The sequence below is a fragment of the Bacillus sp. ISL-7 genome (assembly GCF_018613065.1).
The window spans coordinates 1-17,219 of the sequence record NZ_JAGGQW010000003.1; the positions used below are offsets into that span (position 1 = coordinate 1).

The 17,219-nt window shown below is 40.4% G+C and carries 11 protein-coding genes; all 11 read left to right on the plus strand.

Going from position 1 to position 17,219, the window contains the following annotated elements; all coding sequences use genetic code 11:
• Positions 1-311 precede the first annotated feature (311 nt).
• The 11 genes from J7E66_RS01175 (at position 312) to galE (ending at position 17,209) form a co-directional block, all read left to right on the plus strand.
• Complete coding sequence (locus tag J7E66_RS01175) at positions 312-1,703, plus strand: alkaline phosphatase (protein ID WP_214997638.1); 1,392 nt, start codon at positions 312-314, stop codon at positions 1,701-1,703.
• 106 nt (positions 1,704-1,809) lie between these two features.
• Positions 1,810-2,481, plus strand: coding sequence for a hypothetical protein (locus J7E66_RS01180; protein WP_214997686.1), 672 nt, complete (start codon positions 1,810-1,812; stop codon positions 2,479-2,481).
• Positions 2,482-2,766: 285 nt separating this feature from the next.
• Positions 2,767-4,326, plus strand: a complete 1,560-nt coding sequence (locus tag J7E66_RS01185; RefSeq protein WP_308162439.1) for a response regulator — start codon at positions 2,767-2,769, stop codon at positions 4,324-4,326.
• Between the two features lie 13 nt (positions 4,327-4,339).
• Entirely contained in the window at positions 4,340-6,103 is a 1,764-nt protein-coding gene (locus tag J7E66_RS01190) for a sensor histidine kinase (protein WP_251032687.1), read from the plus strand.
• 175 nt (positions 6,104-6,278) lie between these two features.
• Positions 6,279-7,565: an ABC transporter substrate-binding protein gene (locus J7E66_RS01195; protein ID WP_214997640.1), complete on the plus strand. Its 1,287-nt coding sequence runs from the start codon at positions 6,279-6,281 to the stop codon at positions 7,563-7,565.
• Between the two features lie 241 nt (positions 7,566-7,806).
• Positions 7,807-8,655 (plus strand): carbohydrate ABC transporter permease, encoded by an 849-nt coding sequence (locus tag J7E66_RS01200; protein ID WP_374102967.1) that lies wholly within the window; start codon positions 7,807-7,809, stop codon positions 8,653-8,655.
• Entirely contained in the window at positions 8,648-9,472 is an 825-nt protein-coding gene (locus J7E66_RS01205; RefSeq protein WP_214997641.1) for a carbohydrate ABC transporter permease, read from the plus strand. Before J7E66_RS01200 ends, J7E66_RS01205 begins: the two co-directional genes overlap by 8 nt.
• Positions 9,473-9,510: 38 nt before the next feature.
• Positions 9,511-12,546, plus strand: coding sequence for a beta-galactosidase, LacZ type (lacZ, locus tag J7E66_RS01210; RefSeq protein WP_214997688.1), 3,036 nt, complete (start codon positions 9,511-9,513; stop codon positions 12,544-12,546).
• A gap of 84 nt (positions 12,547-12,630) precedes the next feature.
• Positions 12,631-14,868: an alpha-galactosidase gene (locus J7E66_RS01215; RefSeq protein WP_214997642.1), complete on the plus strand. Its 2,238-nt coding sequence runs from the start codon at positions 12,631-12,633 to the stop codon at positions 14,866-14,868.
• A 169-nt stretch (positions 14,869-15,037) separates the two neighbouring features.
• Positions 15,038-16,219, plus strand: coding sequence for a galactokinase (locus J7E66_RS01220; protein ID WP_214997644.1), 1,182 nt, complete (start codon positions 15,038-15,040; stop codon positions 16,217-16,219).
• Positions 16,220-17,209 carry a UDP-glucose 4-epimerase GalE gene (gene galE, locus J7E66_RS01225; protein ID WP_214997645.1) on the plus strand — a complete coding sequence of 330 codons (990 nt, stop codon included), beginning with the start codon at positions 16,220-16,222 and terminating at the stop codon, positions 17,207-17,209.
• Positions 17,210-17,219: the final 10 nt, after the last annotated feature.

The window sequence follows — 17,219 nt, forward strand, 5'->3', positions numbered from 1 at the left end:
CAACAATTCGGGTGCAGTTCACATCGTCGAATCAGTTTTTTTATCTGGTGGGTCTACACTTATTCAAATGTTCAATTTTTATTAAGAAAATATAAAGAAAAATAGGCCTATTTAAGGAGGAGTTGATCTGACAACCTAATGGAAAATGTAGCTTTTTTTGTTTAAAAGTGATTTACTCTCATACAAATTACCTATATTTTAGCACTTCCGATTTATTCGCCTTTACAATTGTTTACAATCGCTTAATAAACCCCCGCTATAATGAAAATCGTAAAACAACATATTCAAGTTTTTTTGAGGGGGAAATCGAATTGTTTAAAAAAAAACTTATAAAAAAGGTTCTTCCAGTTGCTGTCCTTTCAAGCATTGCTTTTAGCAGTCTTGTTGGAACAGGAACCGCAAACGCTAAATCCGAAAAAGCAGATAAAAACAATGCAGATATAAAAAATGTCATTTTTCTAATCGGGGATGGAATGGGTGTTTCATATACGTCGGCCTACCGTTATTTAAAAGATGACCCGTCTACTAAAAGAGTAGAGCCAACTGAGTTTGATAAATTTCTAGTTGGACAACAGACTACATATCCAGAGGATGCGAAGCAAAATGTAACGGATTCAGCATCTGCAGCAACGGCCATGGCTGCGGGGGTCAAAACCTATAATGCCGCCATCGCAGTTGACAATGACAAATCTGAAGTCAAAACAGTCCTTGAAGCAGCGAAAGAGAAGGGGAAATCAACCGGACTTGTTGCTACGTCAGAAATCACACATGCCACACCTGCATCGTTTGGTTCTCATGATGTAAACCGTAATAACATGAATGCCATTGCGGATGATTATTATAATGAAATGGTTAACGGAAAACACAAAATAGACGTCCTATTGGGAGGCGGCTCAGATTTATTTATCCGCACAGACCGTAACCTTACAGATGAATTCAAAAAAGACGGATACAGTTATGTTTCCAACCTTCAAGAATTGAAAAAAGACAAAAATGACCAGGTTCTTGGATTATTTGCGAAACGAGGCATGCCAAAAATGATTGACCGGACGGCAGAGATGCCTTCTCTAGCAGATATGACGACTTCTGCCATTGAGCGTTTAAATCAAAATAAAAAAGGTTTCTTTCTGATGGTGGAAGGAAGCCAAATTGACTGGGCAGGTCATGATAATGATATTGTAGGCGCAATGAGTGAAATGGAAGATTTCGAAAAAGCGTTCAAAGCAGCCATTGAGTTTGCCAAAAAGGATGGACATACCTTAGTAGTGGCAACAGCTGACCATTCAACTGGCGGTTACTCGATCGGTGCCCGCGGAGAGTACAACTGGTTTAGTGCACCAATTAATGCAACAAAACGTACGCCTGATTTTATGGCAGAGCAAATTGCTAATGGGGCAGATGTGAAAGAAACTTTGTCTAAATATATTAATCTCACATTAACAGATAAAGAGATTCAGTCTGTGAAAGATGCTGCGGGTACGAAGAAAGTAGTGGATATCGATAATGCGATCGAACAAATTATTGATACCCGTTCATTCACTGGATGGACGACGGGCGGACATACAGGCGAAGATGTAAATGTATATGCATTCGGACCCGCCAGCGAACGCTTTGCCGGTCAAATTGATAATACGGATAATGCCAAAATCATCTTTGACATTCTTGAAAAAGGCAGCCGAAAAACAGTCATCGAAGACAAGTAAGTTTAAAAATTAAGCAGATTAGGATTGGAAAATATGATATCCCGTTGCCTTTTTAGCAGCGGGATATCTTTCTAAAAAGGAGTTTTACTTGATGGGAGGAATTGATGTGAAACAGGCAATGATAACTATTTTATTTGTTTTTCTACTTACGGGCTGTTCGTTTATTTCAATTCAGCCAACTAATGAGAAAACTGATGCAAAAACAGAGAATACTTCCACAGCTACCAAAAAAATCTCGAAAGATGATCATGACGCTTATTATAATAGCCCTCAGGTTACGGATGATTCAACCTTACAAAAACCCGGCCAATCTGTTACGGATGAAAAAGGAGAGGCTACATTAAAAGCAATCAAACAAATAAATAAGGTTTATCATTTTGGGGATATCGAGTACACGATCAAAGAAATGAAACTACTTCACTACCGACCTGATTATAGTTTAATTGACTATTTCCATCCGTTAACGGAAGCCGAGGAATTTGACTTTATTAAATTAAGTGTGGATATAAAAAATCAATCCAAAGAAAAACGGAATTTTGCTCCAATCGCCCTTTTTGAAACGAATACAGGTGAGAAAATGGACTGGAATCAGGATATGTATCTTGAACATTTAAATGGAGAAATCGAAGGAAATCAAATAAAACGGGGGAGTCTAGGCTTTATAGTTGACCAAGCTGGCAGCAAAAAAACAGAATGGATTAGTATTCTAACCAGTGACGTCTTTAATGATAAACACGAAAGGCTGGAGGAAGCACAAAAAATCCAACTTAATTTTTAATGGAGAATAAAAAGGTGTCAGGCACCACTCGTGGACATTTGTCCACGAGCAGTGCCTGACACCCTTTGACCTGTGTGAAATTTTACGAATATATAAAGACCTAGTACCTTTCTGGATGAAACGGAAGGACATCAGGGCCCTACCCATGATTGGGATAGGGCCCTATTTGTATTCTGCGGTTGTGCAACTAATTGGAACAATTTTATGAAAAGGTAATTCAGTATGATTATAGTATAATAAAAATACTGAAATTTCTAATTGTGCAGGTCATATTCTGGAGGGATCGTGTTGACAGTCGGGGAACTATGCCGAACACTTATTGTAGACGATGAAATGTTAATCAGACAAGGGATTAAGCACTATATCAATTGGGAGCAAGAGGGCTTTATGATTGTTGGGGAAGCTTCGAACGGTCAAGAAGCACTGGAATTAATTGAGGCCACCGCCCCACATATCATCATTACAGATATCGTGATGCCAATCATGGATGGTGAGGAATTAACAAGAATTGTGAAGGAAAGATATCCTCACATTGAAATCATTATTTTAAGCAGTTTTGGAGAATTCGATTATGTTCGCTCCACCTTCCAAAGTGGTGTCGTTGATTATATCTTAAAGCCGAAGCTCAATGCAGACGGTCTCTTAAAGGCGCTGAAAAATGCCGCAAGCAGAATTCCTTCCTTTCAGAAAGTGGATCAAAGATTAACAGGCAATCTCCCAATTGGGCAGATTATCAATAAACTGATTTCAGGATATGAAGTGAATTATGATTCGGAGTTAGTATCCAAAGCTTTGCCTTACAGCCATTATTGTTTAATTGGAGCTGATTTAAGGAATCACCAGTCTAGAAATAGTGCAGAATTTCAAACAAGTATCAAGGCGAAAATCGAAGAGGCATTGCAACATATCATAAATCAAGTTGTTTACGAGCCCTTAAGCGTTGAAGAGAATATCATTGGATACTTAATTAATATAAACAAGCAGAATGATAAAGAGTTTATTAAATTGGCCAGCCAACTTGCAGAGTCTATACCAGGAATGAGTATTGCTTTGACGGATGAGTTTTCAGACCTTTCTCAACTAGGAAGCAACTACAAAGAAAGTCTCGTAAAATTGTTAGATTATCGCTTTTATTTTCCAAACCAACCGTTATTAATGAAAGAGAATCTTCCAAAAGTGCCGCCCAAACCCGAAAATTTTAATTTGGATTGGTTTACAGAAGAATTAAAGAGAAAACATTTTGATTCCGCTTTCAAATATCTACAAGACCATGTAAAGGTAATGTCTTCTTGTTATACGATGGATGTCTTTGAATATAAAGCTTTTTTTGGCAACATTATTTTTAACATTACCATTCTCCTAAGTAATATGAAATTTGACGTAACAGAATTGGAAGAAGCCAAGTATTCATATTTTAGGTCGATTGATGAAGCACCTTCGGCGAAGGCCACGGTTGAACTAATGAATCGCTTTATTGAAGAGGCGGAAAAATGTATATTTTTGGTCCAGAGTGAGCCCGAAGATATAAATATGAAAAAACTGATGGAATATATTAGAGAACATTATGCCGAACCGCTTACCCTTACTGGGGTCGCAAAGCACTTTCATTTTAATCCATCTTATCTTTCAAGCTATTTTTCAACGCATAATAAGGAAGGATTCATCGAATATCTAAATAGAATGCGGATCGAAGAAGCGACGAAACTGCTCATGGAGGGAATGGAATCTATCTCAGAAATTAGTGGAATGGTCGGTTATTCGGACCACAGTTATTTCTGTAAAGTTTTTAAGAAAATAAAGGGATTGTCTCCAAGCCAATACAAAAGAAAGCAAAAACTAAGATAAGAGATGGTGAATTATGAGATTTATTCCCGAACGTTTTAAACATAACGGATTGTTTATCGTTATGTTTTTCATTACGGTTATGATGATTATCACAGTTTCGATCACTATTACATGGACAACGATTCGGATGTCGGAGCAATTTTTTATTAAAAAGTTTAGCATTACAAACTCCAAAGTAATGAGTCAGGTAAAGGGAAGTTTCGAATCCTTTAACTATTCGGTCGTCCTAGCATCTAACAATCTCCTTCAAAGCAACACGGTTAAAAAAATTCTTATGAAGGAGCAATATAGCAATAAAGAGAAACTTAATGCCTATTTTAATGCTGGCCAACAGTTAAAGCGAATTGAAACTAATTTAGATGCATATGAAGAAAGCATTCTAGTCATGGGGAAAAATGGATTCAGTTTTGCAACGGATCGGACGTACTGGCCAATAACGGATGAGGAATTAAGGACTAGCAGACTTACTAGTAATACGTTTAAGGAACCAAAGAAACTGGTGTACCAATTGGACAAGCGAAATGATGGAACGAATCGCCAGTTCATTGTGGCATCAAAGGTACTAATGGAACGGATCAACGGTACTGTTTATGGATCGATGTTCTTTGCGTTTGATGAAAGTCAATTTAGACAGTTCTTCACAAGCTATACAGGACCTGGTAATAATGTGTTTGTCGTAGATAAGCAGGGAGTTATTGTTTCTAGCAACCAAACAAACCTCATAGGGCAAGCACCCAAAGGCCTGCTTAGCTATGTGGGAAAAATTGAAAAGAGTTCAGACCATTATATCATTGATAATTTTATGGGAAAGGATCAGATTATCTCGATGGAATACCTTCCATCGTTTGACATGTACCTATTTAATATAATTGATAAGCAAAAAGCAGTTGGAGACCTTATTGATAAGAAAGATATCGTGCTCATCTCAATGGGTATCGTCTTTGTGGCGTTAATCATTGTCTTACTAGCGACGAGGAGATTGACAAATTCGTTATCGAGTCTTGTTAAGCAGATAGAAGATGCGTCAAAACATGAATTCCACCAATATGTTACTGCAACCGGCACATATGAAACCATGAAAATCGGCAATGCCTTTAATTCCATGCTCGATGAGCTCCACTTGTATGTTGAACAGCTTGTGGAATCACAAAAGCAAAAGCGCAATGCGGAATTGGCTGCGCTGCAGCAGCAAATTAATCCTCATTTTTTATACAACACGTTAACTTCAATAAAATTCATGGTGCAGCAAGGTGGAAAAGAAGAAACCGAAGCAACAATTAATGCTTTAATATCCTTGCTTCAGAATACAATTGGCAATGTCAGCGAGACGAATACCATTGTCCAGGAAGTGGATAATTTAAAAAATTACGCCCTTATTAATCAAAAGAGGTACGGTAACCGGATTAATGTTAACTATTTTATCGCGCCAGATTGTTTGGAATATCACGTACCAAAGCTTATCCTGCAGCCTTTTATGGAAAATTCATTCTTTCATGGCTTCAATCATAAGACTGGTGGCTATATTAATGTACTTGTCTGGAAAGAGGAGAATACGTTGATTTGTGAAGTCGTGGATAACGGAGATGGAATGGAAGTCTCTGCAGAGAATAAACTCCCGACTACAAAGCGTAAGCAACAGATGTTTTCTGGGATTGGTGTGCGGAATGTTCATGAGCGTATCCAGCTGATTTACGGGGAACAGTATGGGGTGACAATTTCTAGCGAGTTGGGTGAAGGGACAAAGGTCCGGATGACACTTCCAGTTTCAACTAAGTGAAAATAGTCATAAAATCTAAAAATAATCCAAATAAATCAATTGGAAGCGTGTTCATGTTATAAAAATATTACCAACCATTAAAAATATCGTCCTAACGGTTACTTCCTAACAGGTGATAACATTGTATTTGTAAGTTAGATAACGCTTACAAAAATAGAATGTTGGGGGAATATCAATGAAAAAAGTACTAGCACTCTTTTTAGTTAGTATATTGATGCTAACTGCCTGTTCTTCGGGATCAAATAAAGAGACTTCCGACAGCGGCAAAGATACAAATGAAGTAACAGTATGGGCATGGGACCCGAATTTTAACATTAAAGCAATGAATTTAGCAAAAGAAGCTTATAAATCTGAAAACGAAGATGTAAACATTAAAGTTATTGAACATGCTCAAGATGACATTATTCAAAAGCTTAATACGAGCTTAAGTTCTGGAACTACAAAAGGACTTCCGAATATTGTTTTAATTGAAGATTATCGGGCGCAAAGCTTCCTTAAAGCGTATCCAGATATGTTCCATGAATTAACTGGCTCTTTTAAAGCGGATGATTTCGCTCAGTATAAAATTGCCCCTACGAGCTTGGACGGCAAAAACTACGGCCTTCCATTCGATACGGGTGTTACAGGACTATACGTTAGAACGGATTACATGGAAAAAGCGGGCTACACGGTTGATGATTTAAAAGATATCGACTGGAACAAGTACATTGAAATTGGTAAAAAGGTAAAAGAAGCAACGGGGAAACAAATGCTTACACAGGATCCAAAAGACCTTGGTCTTATTCGAATGATGGTTCAGTCAAGCGGTTCATGGTATTTAAAGAATGACGGGGTTACACCTGACATAGCAGGCAACGCTTCTTTAAAGGAAGCATTCCAAACATATAAAGAGCTTTTAGATGCGGATTTAGTGAAACCTGTCTCTGATTGGGGCCAATTTGTAGCAGGATTTAACAGTGGCGAAGTTGCTACGGTTCCTACTGGGAACTGGATTACTCCATCCATCAAAGCGGAAAGCTCACAAGCAGGTAAGTGGGCAGTTGTTCCGATGCCAAAACAAGCTGGAATTTCAGGTTCCGTGAACGCCTCTAACTTAGGCGGAAGCTCTTGGTACGTGCTTAACATTCCTGGTAAAGAAAAGGCTGCTGACTTCTTAGCAAAAACTTTTGGTTCTAATGCTGATTTTTATCAGACTTTGAATAAGGAAATGGGAGCGATTGGTACTTACAAGCCAGCTGCTGAAGGCGAAGCGTATAAGGCTGCGGACGATTTCTTCGGAGGTCAAAAGGTCGTTAGTGACTTTGCTGCCTGGACAGAGAAAATTCCTCAAGTAAACTATGGAATGCATACTTATGCAATTGAGGATATTTTAGCTGTTGGAATGCAGGACTACCTTAAGGGTAAAGATCTAGATAAAGTATTAGAAGATGCTCAAAAACAAGCTGAAGAACAAATTAAATAACACAACAAATTAGCAAGTAACACATCTTTGTAAAGAGATTATGCCTTTGGAATTCGCCGGCTTCAACCCTTCAGTAATTGGAGCTATCTGATGTGTCAGGCGATTTTCTGAGGCTCTTTTCTTTTTTTCTTGAAATTACAACGTAAGGAGTTGACTAAAATTGATAACTGCGAAAGAAAACCACACTCAAACTCTTCCAAAAGCAAATTCAGGTCGGAAGCTTCGGTTAAAAAATAATGTTATTGGCTGGTCCTTTGTGATTATCGCTGCCGTAATGATCTTTTTGTTTTACTTCTACCCAATGGTTCAGGCTCTTATTTTGTCATTTCAATCAGGGGTAGGTGCGAATTTAACATTTACAGGTATCGATAATTATACGCGTTTATTTAAGGATCCAACGTTCCTTACAACGGTAAAAAATACGGTGATCTATCTGATCATCCAAGTACCAGTTATGATTCTACTTGCTTTATTTCTTTCCGTTTTACTAAATAATAAAACGTTGAAGTTCAAGGGCTTTTTTCGAACAGCCATCTTCTTACCATGCGTAACCTCACTTGTTGCCTATTCCGTCATTTTCAAATATTTGTTTGGTCAAGATGGGATTATCAATATCATGTTAATGAAAGTTTCACTAATTTCTGAGCCCATCCAATGGCTCACCGATCCGTTTTGGGCCAAAATTGCCATTATTGTGGCTATCACTTGGCGTTGGACAGGTTATAACATGATCTTCTATTTATCCGCTCTTCAAAACGTCGATGAATCTATCTATGAAGCAGCTAGGATAGATGGGGCTTCGCCAGTTCAACAATTTTTCAAGATTACGATCCCAATGTTGAAGCCGATTATCCTATTTACATCTATCACTTCAACAATTGGAACGCTTCAGCTATTTGACGAGGTCATGAATATTACCAAGGGTGGACCGGGAAATGCGACCATGACAATTTCTCAGTACATTTATAATTTATCATTTAAGTATACCCCTGACTTTGGATATGCAGCTACTGTCTCTTATGCCATTGTCATTATGATCGTCATCTTCTCAATCATTCAGTTCAAAGTGGCAGGTGATAAAAATGAATAACCTTAAACGCTCATTCAGCTATACAGTTCTTATCATCGCTTCCATTGTTTCTATGTTTCCGTTTCTATGGATGATTGTGAGCTCGACAAACAAGTCTGTAGATGTGACGCAAGGAAGGATGCTGCCAGGCAGTCATTTTATAGAAAACCTTCACAATCTACTAGATACAGTTGAGCTTGTACCTGCATTAATGAATTCGGCGAAAATTTCGATTTTAACAACCATCCTTGCCATGCTTATCGCATCCTTGGCAGGATATGGATTTGAAATTTACAAAAGTAAGTCGAAGGACTTTGTGTTTAATATTTTACTAGTTTCTATGATGATTCCTTTTGCGGCTTTAATGGTACCGCTCTTTAGAATGTTTGCTACCATTTCACAATCCTTACCGATTATTGGTATTGATACAATGGCAGCGGTCATATTACCGACGGTTACAACCGCCTATCTGATCTTTTTCTTTAGACAAAGCACTAAGATGTTTCCGAAGGAAATTCTTGAAGCGGGAAGAATTGATGGTCTCTCTGAATTGGGATGTTTCTTTCGAATCTATGTACCAACAATGAAAACGACTTACGCGGCAGCTGCCATCATTACTTTCATGGCTAGCTGGAACAGTTATTTATGGCCGCTGGTTGTGTTGCAGTCACCCGAGAACCAAACCATTCCGCTGTTAATCTCAAACCTTGGTTCAAGCTACTCACCCGACTTTGGAATGATTATGACAGCGATTGTGATTGCCACCCTGCCGGCAGCACTTATCTTCTTCATTATGCAAAAGCATTTCGTTGCAGGGATGATGGGTTCAGTTAAATAATAAAATTTTGGAAAATGTAGATAGGAAGAGTGATAGTGATGACAACCATTCCAAAAATAGATTGGCTTACCGACTTAAATGTGTTTGCCTTTAATCGACTTCCAGCACATTCAGACCACCGATATTATGAAACACTGGAGCAGGCAAAAATTGCAGGCCCAATGGCAATGCGCCATGAATTAAACGGTAACTGGAAATTTAACTATAGCGTTAATCCAGACAATCGTCCGGAGAATTTTCACCGGCTGGATTTTAACTGCATGGGCTGGGGGGACATCACCGTCCCAGGCCACATCCAGCTTCAGGGCTACGGAAAACCACAATATGTGAATACGATGTACCCATGGGACGGGCTTAACGAGATTCGTCCGCCAGAAATTCCACTCGACCATAATCCGGTTGGAAGCTATGTGAAGATGTTTACCGTTCCCCCTCAAATGGAAAACAAGCCACTGTATATATCCTTTCAAGGTGTGGAGTCGGCCTTTTATGTGTGGTTAAACGGGGAGTTCGTCGGCTATAGTGAGGACTCGTTTACGCCTGCAGAATTTGAGCTTACCCCATTTCTTACAGAGGGTGAGAATAAGCTTGCCGTCGCGGTTTACCAACGGAGCACGGGCAGCTGGCTCGAGGACCAGGATTTCTGGCGTTTTTCTGGTATTTTCCGTGATGTTTACCTCTACACAGTTCCGGAAATTCATGTTTATGACGCCGGTATTCGCGCAGAGCTGGATCCGACTTTTACGAAAGGGACGCTTCAGGCAGACCTAAAGCTTTTATCTGATGTGGTTTCTCCAATAAAAATAGTTGCTGAATTGTACGATACCGAGGGGCACTTAGTAGCAGCACAAAACGGTGATTTCACTGACGGAAATTGGACAGTTTTAATGATGATCAATAATCCAAAGCTATGGAGCGCGGAAAATCCTTATTTATATCAGTTTTATATTCAGGTATATAACGAGTTAGGTCATTTGGTAGAGGTTATTCCGCAGAATGTCGGCTTCAGAAGATTTGAAATGGCCGATAAAATCATGCGTCTTAATGGTGAACGAATTGTATTCAAGGGTGTCAATCGCCATGAATTTAATTGTCGTACGGGCCGAGCGATTACAAAGGAAGACATGATTTGGGATATAAAAACGTTAAAACAGAACAACATTAACGCTGTCCGGACGTCCCATTATCCGAATCAGAGTTATTGGTATGAGTTATGCGATGAATACGGTGTCTATGTCATCGATGAAATGAACCTTGAAACGCACGGTTCATGGCAAAAGATGGGGGCAGTTGAGCCGTCTTGGAACATTCCTGGAAATAAGCCGGAATGGGAGAATATTGTTATGGATCGGGCGGTATCTATGTATGAACGGGATAAGAATCACCCATCCATTCTCATTTGGTCTTGTGGCAATGAATCCTATGCGGGTGAAGTGATTCTGAATGTTTCTAAGTATTTTAAGCGTGTTGATTCAAGTCGCCTGGTTCATTATGAAGGTGTTTTCCATGCCCGTGATTACAATGATACGAGTGATATGGAAAGCCGCATGTATGCAAAGCCAGCTGACATTGAGAATTATTTGAACGATAACCCGTCAAAGCCATACATTAGCTGTGAATATATGCACGCCATGGGAAATTCACTCGGCGGGATGTACAAATATACAGATTTAGAGCGGAAGTATCCGATGTATCAAGGTGGATTTATTTGGGATTATATTGATCAGTCAATTATTAAAAAAGACCGTTATGGCAAGGAATTTTTGGCCTGCGGCGGTGATTTTGACGATCGCCCAACGGATTATGGCTTCTGTACGAATGGGATTGTGTATGCCAATCGAGAGTTGTCACCGAAGATGCAGGTAGTAAAGTATTTATATCAAAATATCAAACTGAGTCCGGATCGTACGGGGGTAACCATTCAGAATGAAAGTCTTTTCGTAGATACGTCCGATTATGATTTGGAGTACACTCTCTACCTTGAAGGTAAAGAGTTGTATCGGAATCAGCTCGATGTGGTGGTGGCACCACAGAGTGAAGGGCGCATTGAATTTAAAATACCTGCAGAAATCACCAGCGTTTCTGGCGAATATTGTATACAAACTTCTTTTAAGCTGAAGGAAAGTAATCTCTGGGCGGACGCTGGCTACGAGCTTGCGTTCGGACAATATGTGTTCAGAACGGAGGCGTTTGTTGAGCAAATGGCAGCTCACGGGGAATTACGGGTGGTCACTGGCGATGTTAATATTGGTGTCCACGGCCCTGACTTCACCATCTTGTTCTCGAAACAGGCGGGCAGCCTGGTTTCACTTAACTACGCTGGGAAAGAAATGATTGCTCTTCCGCCGGCACCGTTATTCTGGCGGGCGACGACGGATAATGACCGCGGCTATTCTCAAGGCTATCATTCGGGTCTTTGGTATGCAGCCAGTCTTGCGCGCAAATGCATTGGGATGGATGTCGAACAAGCTAATGGTCAGGTGAGCATTGCTTTTACTTATAAATTATCGATTAGTGAAAAAGTAGTGGTGAAAGTAAATTATACCGTTCTTGCCAACGGCAGTGTTCGTGTGAAGTCGGTCTATCAGGGGGCGGAAAATCTCCCGCAGCTGCCGATTTTTGCAGTATCCTTCAAGGTGCCTGCCGATTATGACCAACTGGAATGGTATGCGATGGGTCCTGAAGAAAATTACTCAGACCGGGCGCAAGGAGCAAGACTTGGAATATTTAAAAATCAAGTAATTGAGAATTTATCCGGATATGTCATGCCGCAAGAATCGGGCAACCGGACGGGAGTGCGCCGAGTTAGTCTGACCAACAAGGAAGGACAGGGAATAAAAATTTCAGCTGCGACTAAACCATTAGAGTGCAATTTTTCTCCCTATACGGCTTTTGAACTCGAGAATGCTCAGCATCAATATGAGCTTCCAAATATCCATTACACGGTTGTGACGGTCGCAGGCAAGCAGATGGGCGTCGGAGGAGACGACAGCTGGGGTGCACCGGTGCATGATGAACACCTCATTCCTGCCAATCAAGACATGGAATTCGAGTTTATCATTGATCGAATCTAAGCTTGAAAATTAGCATTTACAAGAAAAGAGCCTGAAATAGACAGGCTCTTTCCTTTACATGACAAACTTAAGGAGCGGAAGGTTATGCTTATTCATGTTAATCAAGAGGACAGACAGTTTCATTTAACAAATGGCCAAGTTAGTTATATTTTTCACGTGATGAAAAATGGACAATTAGGCCATCTTTATTATGGAAAGGCATTGCACCACAGAGAAGATTTTTCTCACTTGCAGACGTATGATGTGCCAACAGGGGCTACTACACACGTGTATGCAGATGATCCTGCTTTTGGTTTGGAAACGCTCCGTCAAGAATACCCTGCCTACGGAAATTCTGATTTCCGCGAACCGGCAATCAGTGTGAGTAAAACGACGGCTAATCATGTTCCTAATTTCAAATACGATTCGTATCAACTTATAGACGGAAAGCCTCGTCTTGAAGGTCTGCCGGCAACCTATACAGAGGACAATCAGGACGCTAGTACACTTCAAATTATCTTAAAGGATGAATTCCTCCAAGCAGAATTGACGTTAAATTATACAATATTCCTTGATATGCCTGTCATAACGAGAAGTGCTTCCTTGAAAAATGAAAGTCAAGAGGAATTGGTTATTGATCGATTAATGGGAGCATCACTCGACCTTCCGGATAAAGATTTTTTATTTACCCACTTAGCGGGTGCATGGTCACGGGAGCGGCATGTAAAAGAGAGAATACTGGAAACAGGCATTCAGTCTATTTCCAGTCTGCGAGGTGCCAGCTCTCACCACCATAATCCGTTCTTGGCACTAAAGCGTCCGGAGGCGACGGAACATACAGGTGAGGTATACGGCTTTAATTTTATATATAGCAGTAACTTTTTGATGCAAATAGAAGTGGATCATTACGACACAGCAAGACTTATGGTTGGGATTCATCCGTTTGGCTTCAAGTGGAATCTAAAGCCGAACGTGTCCTTCCAAACCCCGGAAGTAGTAATGGTGTATTCCGATCAAGGTTTAAATGGGATGAGCCAGGCCTTTCATAGCCTTTATCGCGAGCACCTGATTCAAGCGCAATGGAAGAAGGCCGTGCGTCCGATTTTGATTAATAACTGGGAAGCAACCTACTTTGATTTTACTGAGGAAAAACTCGTTAATATTGCGAAATCAGCAAGTGAATTAGGAATCGAACTGCTGGTCCTTGATGATGGCTGGTTTGGAAAACGGAATGATGATACCACCTCCCTTGGAGATTGGTATGTGGACTTAGATAAACTTCCGGATGGCTTAGAAAGCTTAGCCCAGAAAATATCTGCGACTGGAATGAAATTTGGGCTGTGGTTTGAGCCGGAGATGATTAGTCCGAACAGTGAATTATTTAGCGAGCATCCTGATTGGGCCGTGGGTGTTCCAGGTCAACATTATACATTGGGTCGCAATCAGCTGGTTCTTGACTTTTCAAGACCAGAAATTGTTGATTATCTTTATGAAAAAATGTCCGATATTATTAAAAAAACAAGCCTTGCTTATATTAAATGGGATATGAATCGGAACATTACCGAAGCATTCTCACAAAAACTAGCTGTTCATCAGCAAGGCGAGTTTTTCCATCGCTATATTTTAGGGGTCTATGATCTCTATGAACGGTTAACACGTGAATTCCCGCATGTGTTGTTTGAATCTTGTGCAGGAGGCGGGGGAAGATTCGACCCAGGGATGATGTATTATGCACCGCAAGCATGGACAAGTGATGATACGGATGCGATTGAGAGGCTAAAAATCCAATACGGTACCTCCTTCGCCTATCCAGTTTACAGCATGGGATCTCATGTGTCGGCTGTTCCGAATCACCAAACATTGCGGACGACACCGTTAGCAACAAGGGCAAATACTGCTTACTTTGGAACCTTTGGCTATGAATTAGATCCAGTGAAATTAACCGAAGAAGAGCGGGCAGAAATTAAAGAGCAGGTTGCTTTTTATAAAAAGCATCGAGGATTAATTCGCGATGGTCAATTTTATCGCTTGTTGAGCCCGTTTTCGAATAATGAAACGGCTTGGATGGTCGTGAGCAAGGACCAATCGAAAGCCTTGATTGGCTGGTATAAGGTTTTGGCTACGTCGAATCCTAAAAAGCAGCAAACGCTTCGTCTCAGTGGACTAGCTGAATCGAAGATGTATAAAGTGGCTGGAAGCGAACGAACGTATTATGGCGATGAGCTCATGAACGTGGGACTGCCGCTTCCAACGGAGTTTAACGGTGTCAATGGAGGGAGTGTCGAGCGTGGCGGCGACTTCCAGTCCCAGGTTTTTTATTTGCAAAAGACCGGAGGAAGGTAGTGGAATAAAAAACAGCTCTGTGAAAGCGCATGAAATTATTCATGCGCTTTCCTTATATTTTTTAAGTAAACTTTTAGTAAAAATAGTTGAATATTTTTACTAACCGTTATAAAATTAAGTTGAAATTAATAATTTACTTACAAGAAACAGAATTTCTGGAGGAATTAAAATGAACGTTACCGCACTTAATAAAGTATTTTTAGATATGTTTCATATTTTACCTAGAAAAGCCTTTTTTGCTCCTGGGAGGATTAATTTAATTGGCGAGCATACCGATTATAATGGCGGTCATGTGTTTCCATGTGCGATTACCTACGGTACTTACGCTGTAGCAAGGAAACGGGAAGACCAAGTGATTCGTCTATACTCAACGAACTTCCCTGAAAAAGGAATCATCGAATTTAACTTAAACGAACTAGAATATGAGAAAGAACACAATTGGGCCAACTATCCGAAAGGAATGATTCGGTACATGATCGAGGCGGGATATGAGATTCCAACGGGATTTGATTGTGCCATTGAAGGCAATATCCCGAATGGTGCAGGACTATCTTCGTCGGCTTCCATTGAGCTGTTAACCGGAGTGCTAGTAAACGGCTTGTTTGAATTAGAAATTCCTAGGCTTGATCTCATCAAGCTTGGTAAAAAGGTAGAGAATGAATTTATTGGTGTGAACAGCGGCATTATGGACCAGTTTGCGATTGGCATGGGGAAGAAAGATGCTGGAATTTTACTAGATTGCCAGACTCTTAGCTATGAATACGCACCCATTCACCTTGATGATTACAAAATTTTAATTATGAATACGAACAAGCGCAGGGAATTAGCTGATTCGAAATACAATGAGCGAAGAGGAGAATGTGAAGAGGCGCTAGCGCAACTTCAGCAAAAACTTCCGATTGAGGCTCTAGGTCAATTATCTGAAGCGGAGTTTGATGAAAATCAATACCTAATTACCAATGAAACGGTCCGCAAACGAGCTAAGCACGCTGTCAATGAAAATGTGCGAACAATTAAGGCTCTAGAAGAGCTGAAGGCAGGAAATTTAGAGGCATTTGGACAATTGATTAACCAATCACACGTATCCTTACGAGATGATTATGAAGTGACAGGAGTGGAACTTGACAGTTTAGTAGAGGCTGCATGGAAACAACCGGGAGTTCTAGGGGCGCGGATGACTGGTGCAGGGTTCGGCGGCTGTGCTATTGCAATTGTAGAAAATGACGAGGTTGAAAACTTTATTGCAAATGTTGGGGCAGCCTATCACGAGAAAATTGGCTACAAGGCAGAATTTTATGCAGCGAGCATTGGTGACGGGGCAAAAGAAATTCAAATGGAGGCGGGGATCTAAATGAGTATCCTTGTATTAGGTGGAGCGGGCTATGTCGGTTCACACGCTGTTTACCAGTTGATTGATCAGGGGTTTCCGGTGGTCGTGATTGATAATTTGCAAACAGGCCATAGCGATGCAATTCATCCAAAGGCAAGCTTTTATGAAGGGGATATCCGCAGTCGTGAGTTTATGCGCTCTGTTTTTGAAAAAGAAAACATTGAAGCAATCTTGCATTTTGCCGCCAATTCCCTTGTCGGGGAATCCATGGTTGAACCGTTAAAATACTTTGATAACAATGTTTATGGGACACAAGTTGTCCTTGAAATGATGAAGGAATTTAGCGTCAAGCACATCGTTTTTTCTTCGACAGCAGCTGTTTATGGAGAGCAGAAAGTTGTACCGATTACAGAGGATGCGGCAACCATTCCAACGAATACCTATGGCGAAACCAAGCTGGCAATGGAAAAAATGATGGCTTGGTGCGAAAAAGCGTTTGATCTTCACTATGTTTCCCTTCGCTATTTTAACGTAGCTTCGGCAAGAAGCGACGGACAAATTGGCGAGGACCATAACCCAGAAACGCATCTCATCCCTGTTGTATTAGAAGCATCATTAGGCAAAAGGCCTGCCGTAACGATATTTGGGGAAGATTATGATACAGCAGATGGTACTTGTGTTCGTGATTATATTCATGTAGAAGACTTAATTGATGCCCATATATTAGCCCTCCGTTATCTACAAAATGGCGGGGAGAGTAATCATTTCAATCTTGGCTCAAGTCAAGGATTCTCGGTAAAAGAAATTGTTGAGACAGCTAAAGAGGTTACAGGAATTGATATCCCGGTAAGAATCGGTGAACGAAGAGCTGGAGACCCAAGTACATTAATTGCTTCTTCGGAAAAAGCAAAAAAGATATTGGGATGGAATCCAACGAGAACATCGATTCATCAAATGATTAGCAATGCCTGGAACTGGCATCAGCACCACCCGAATGGATATCAGAAATAGAGGTGAACAT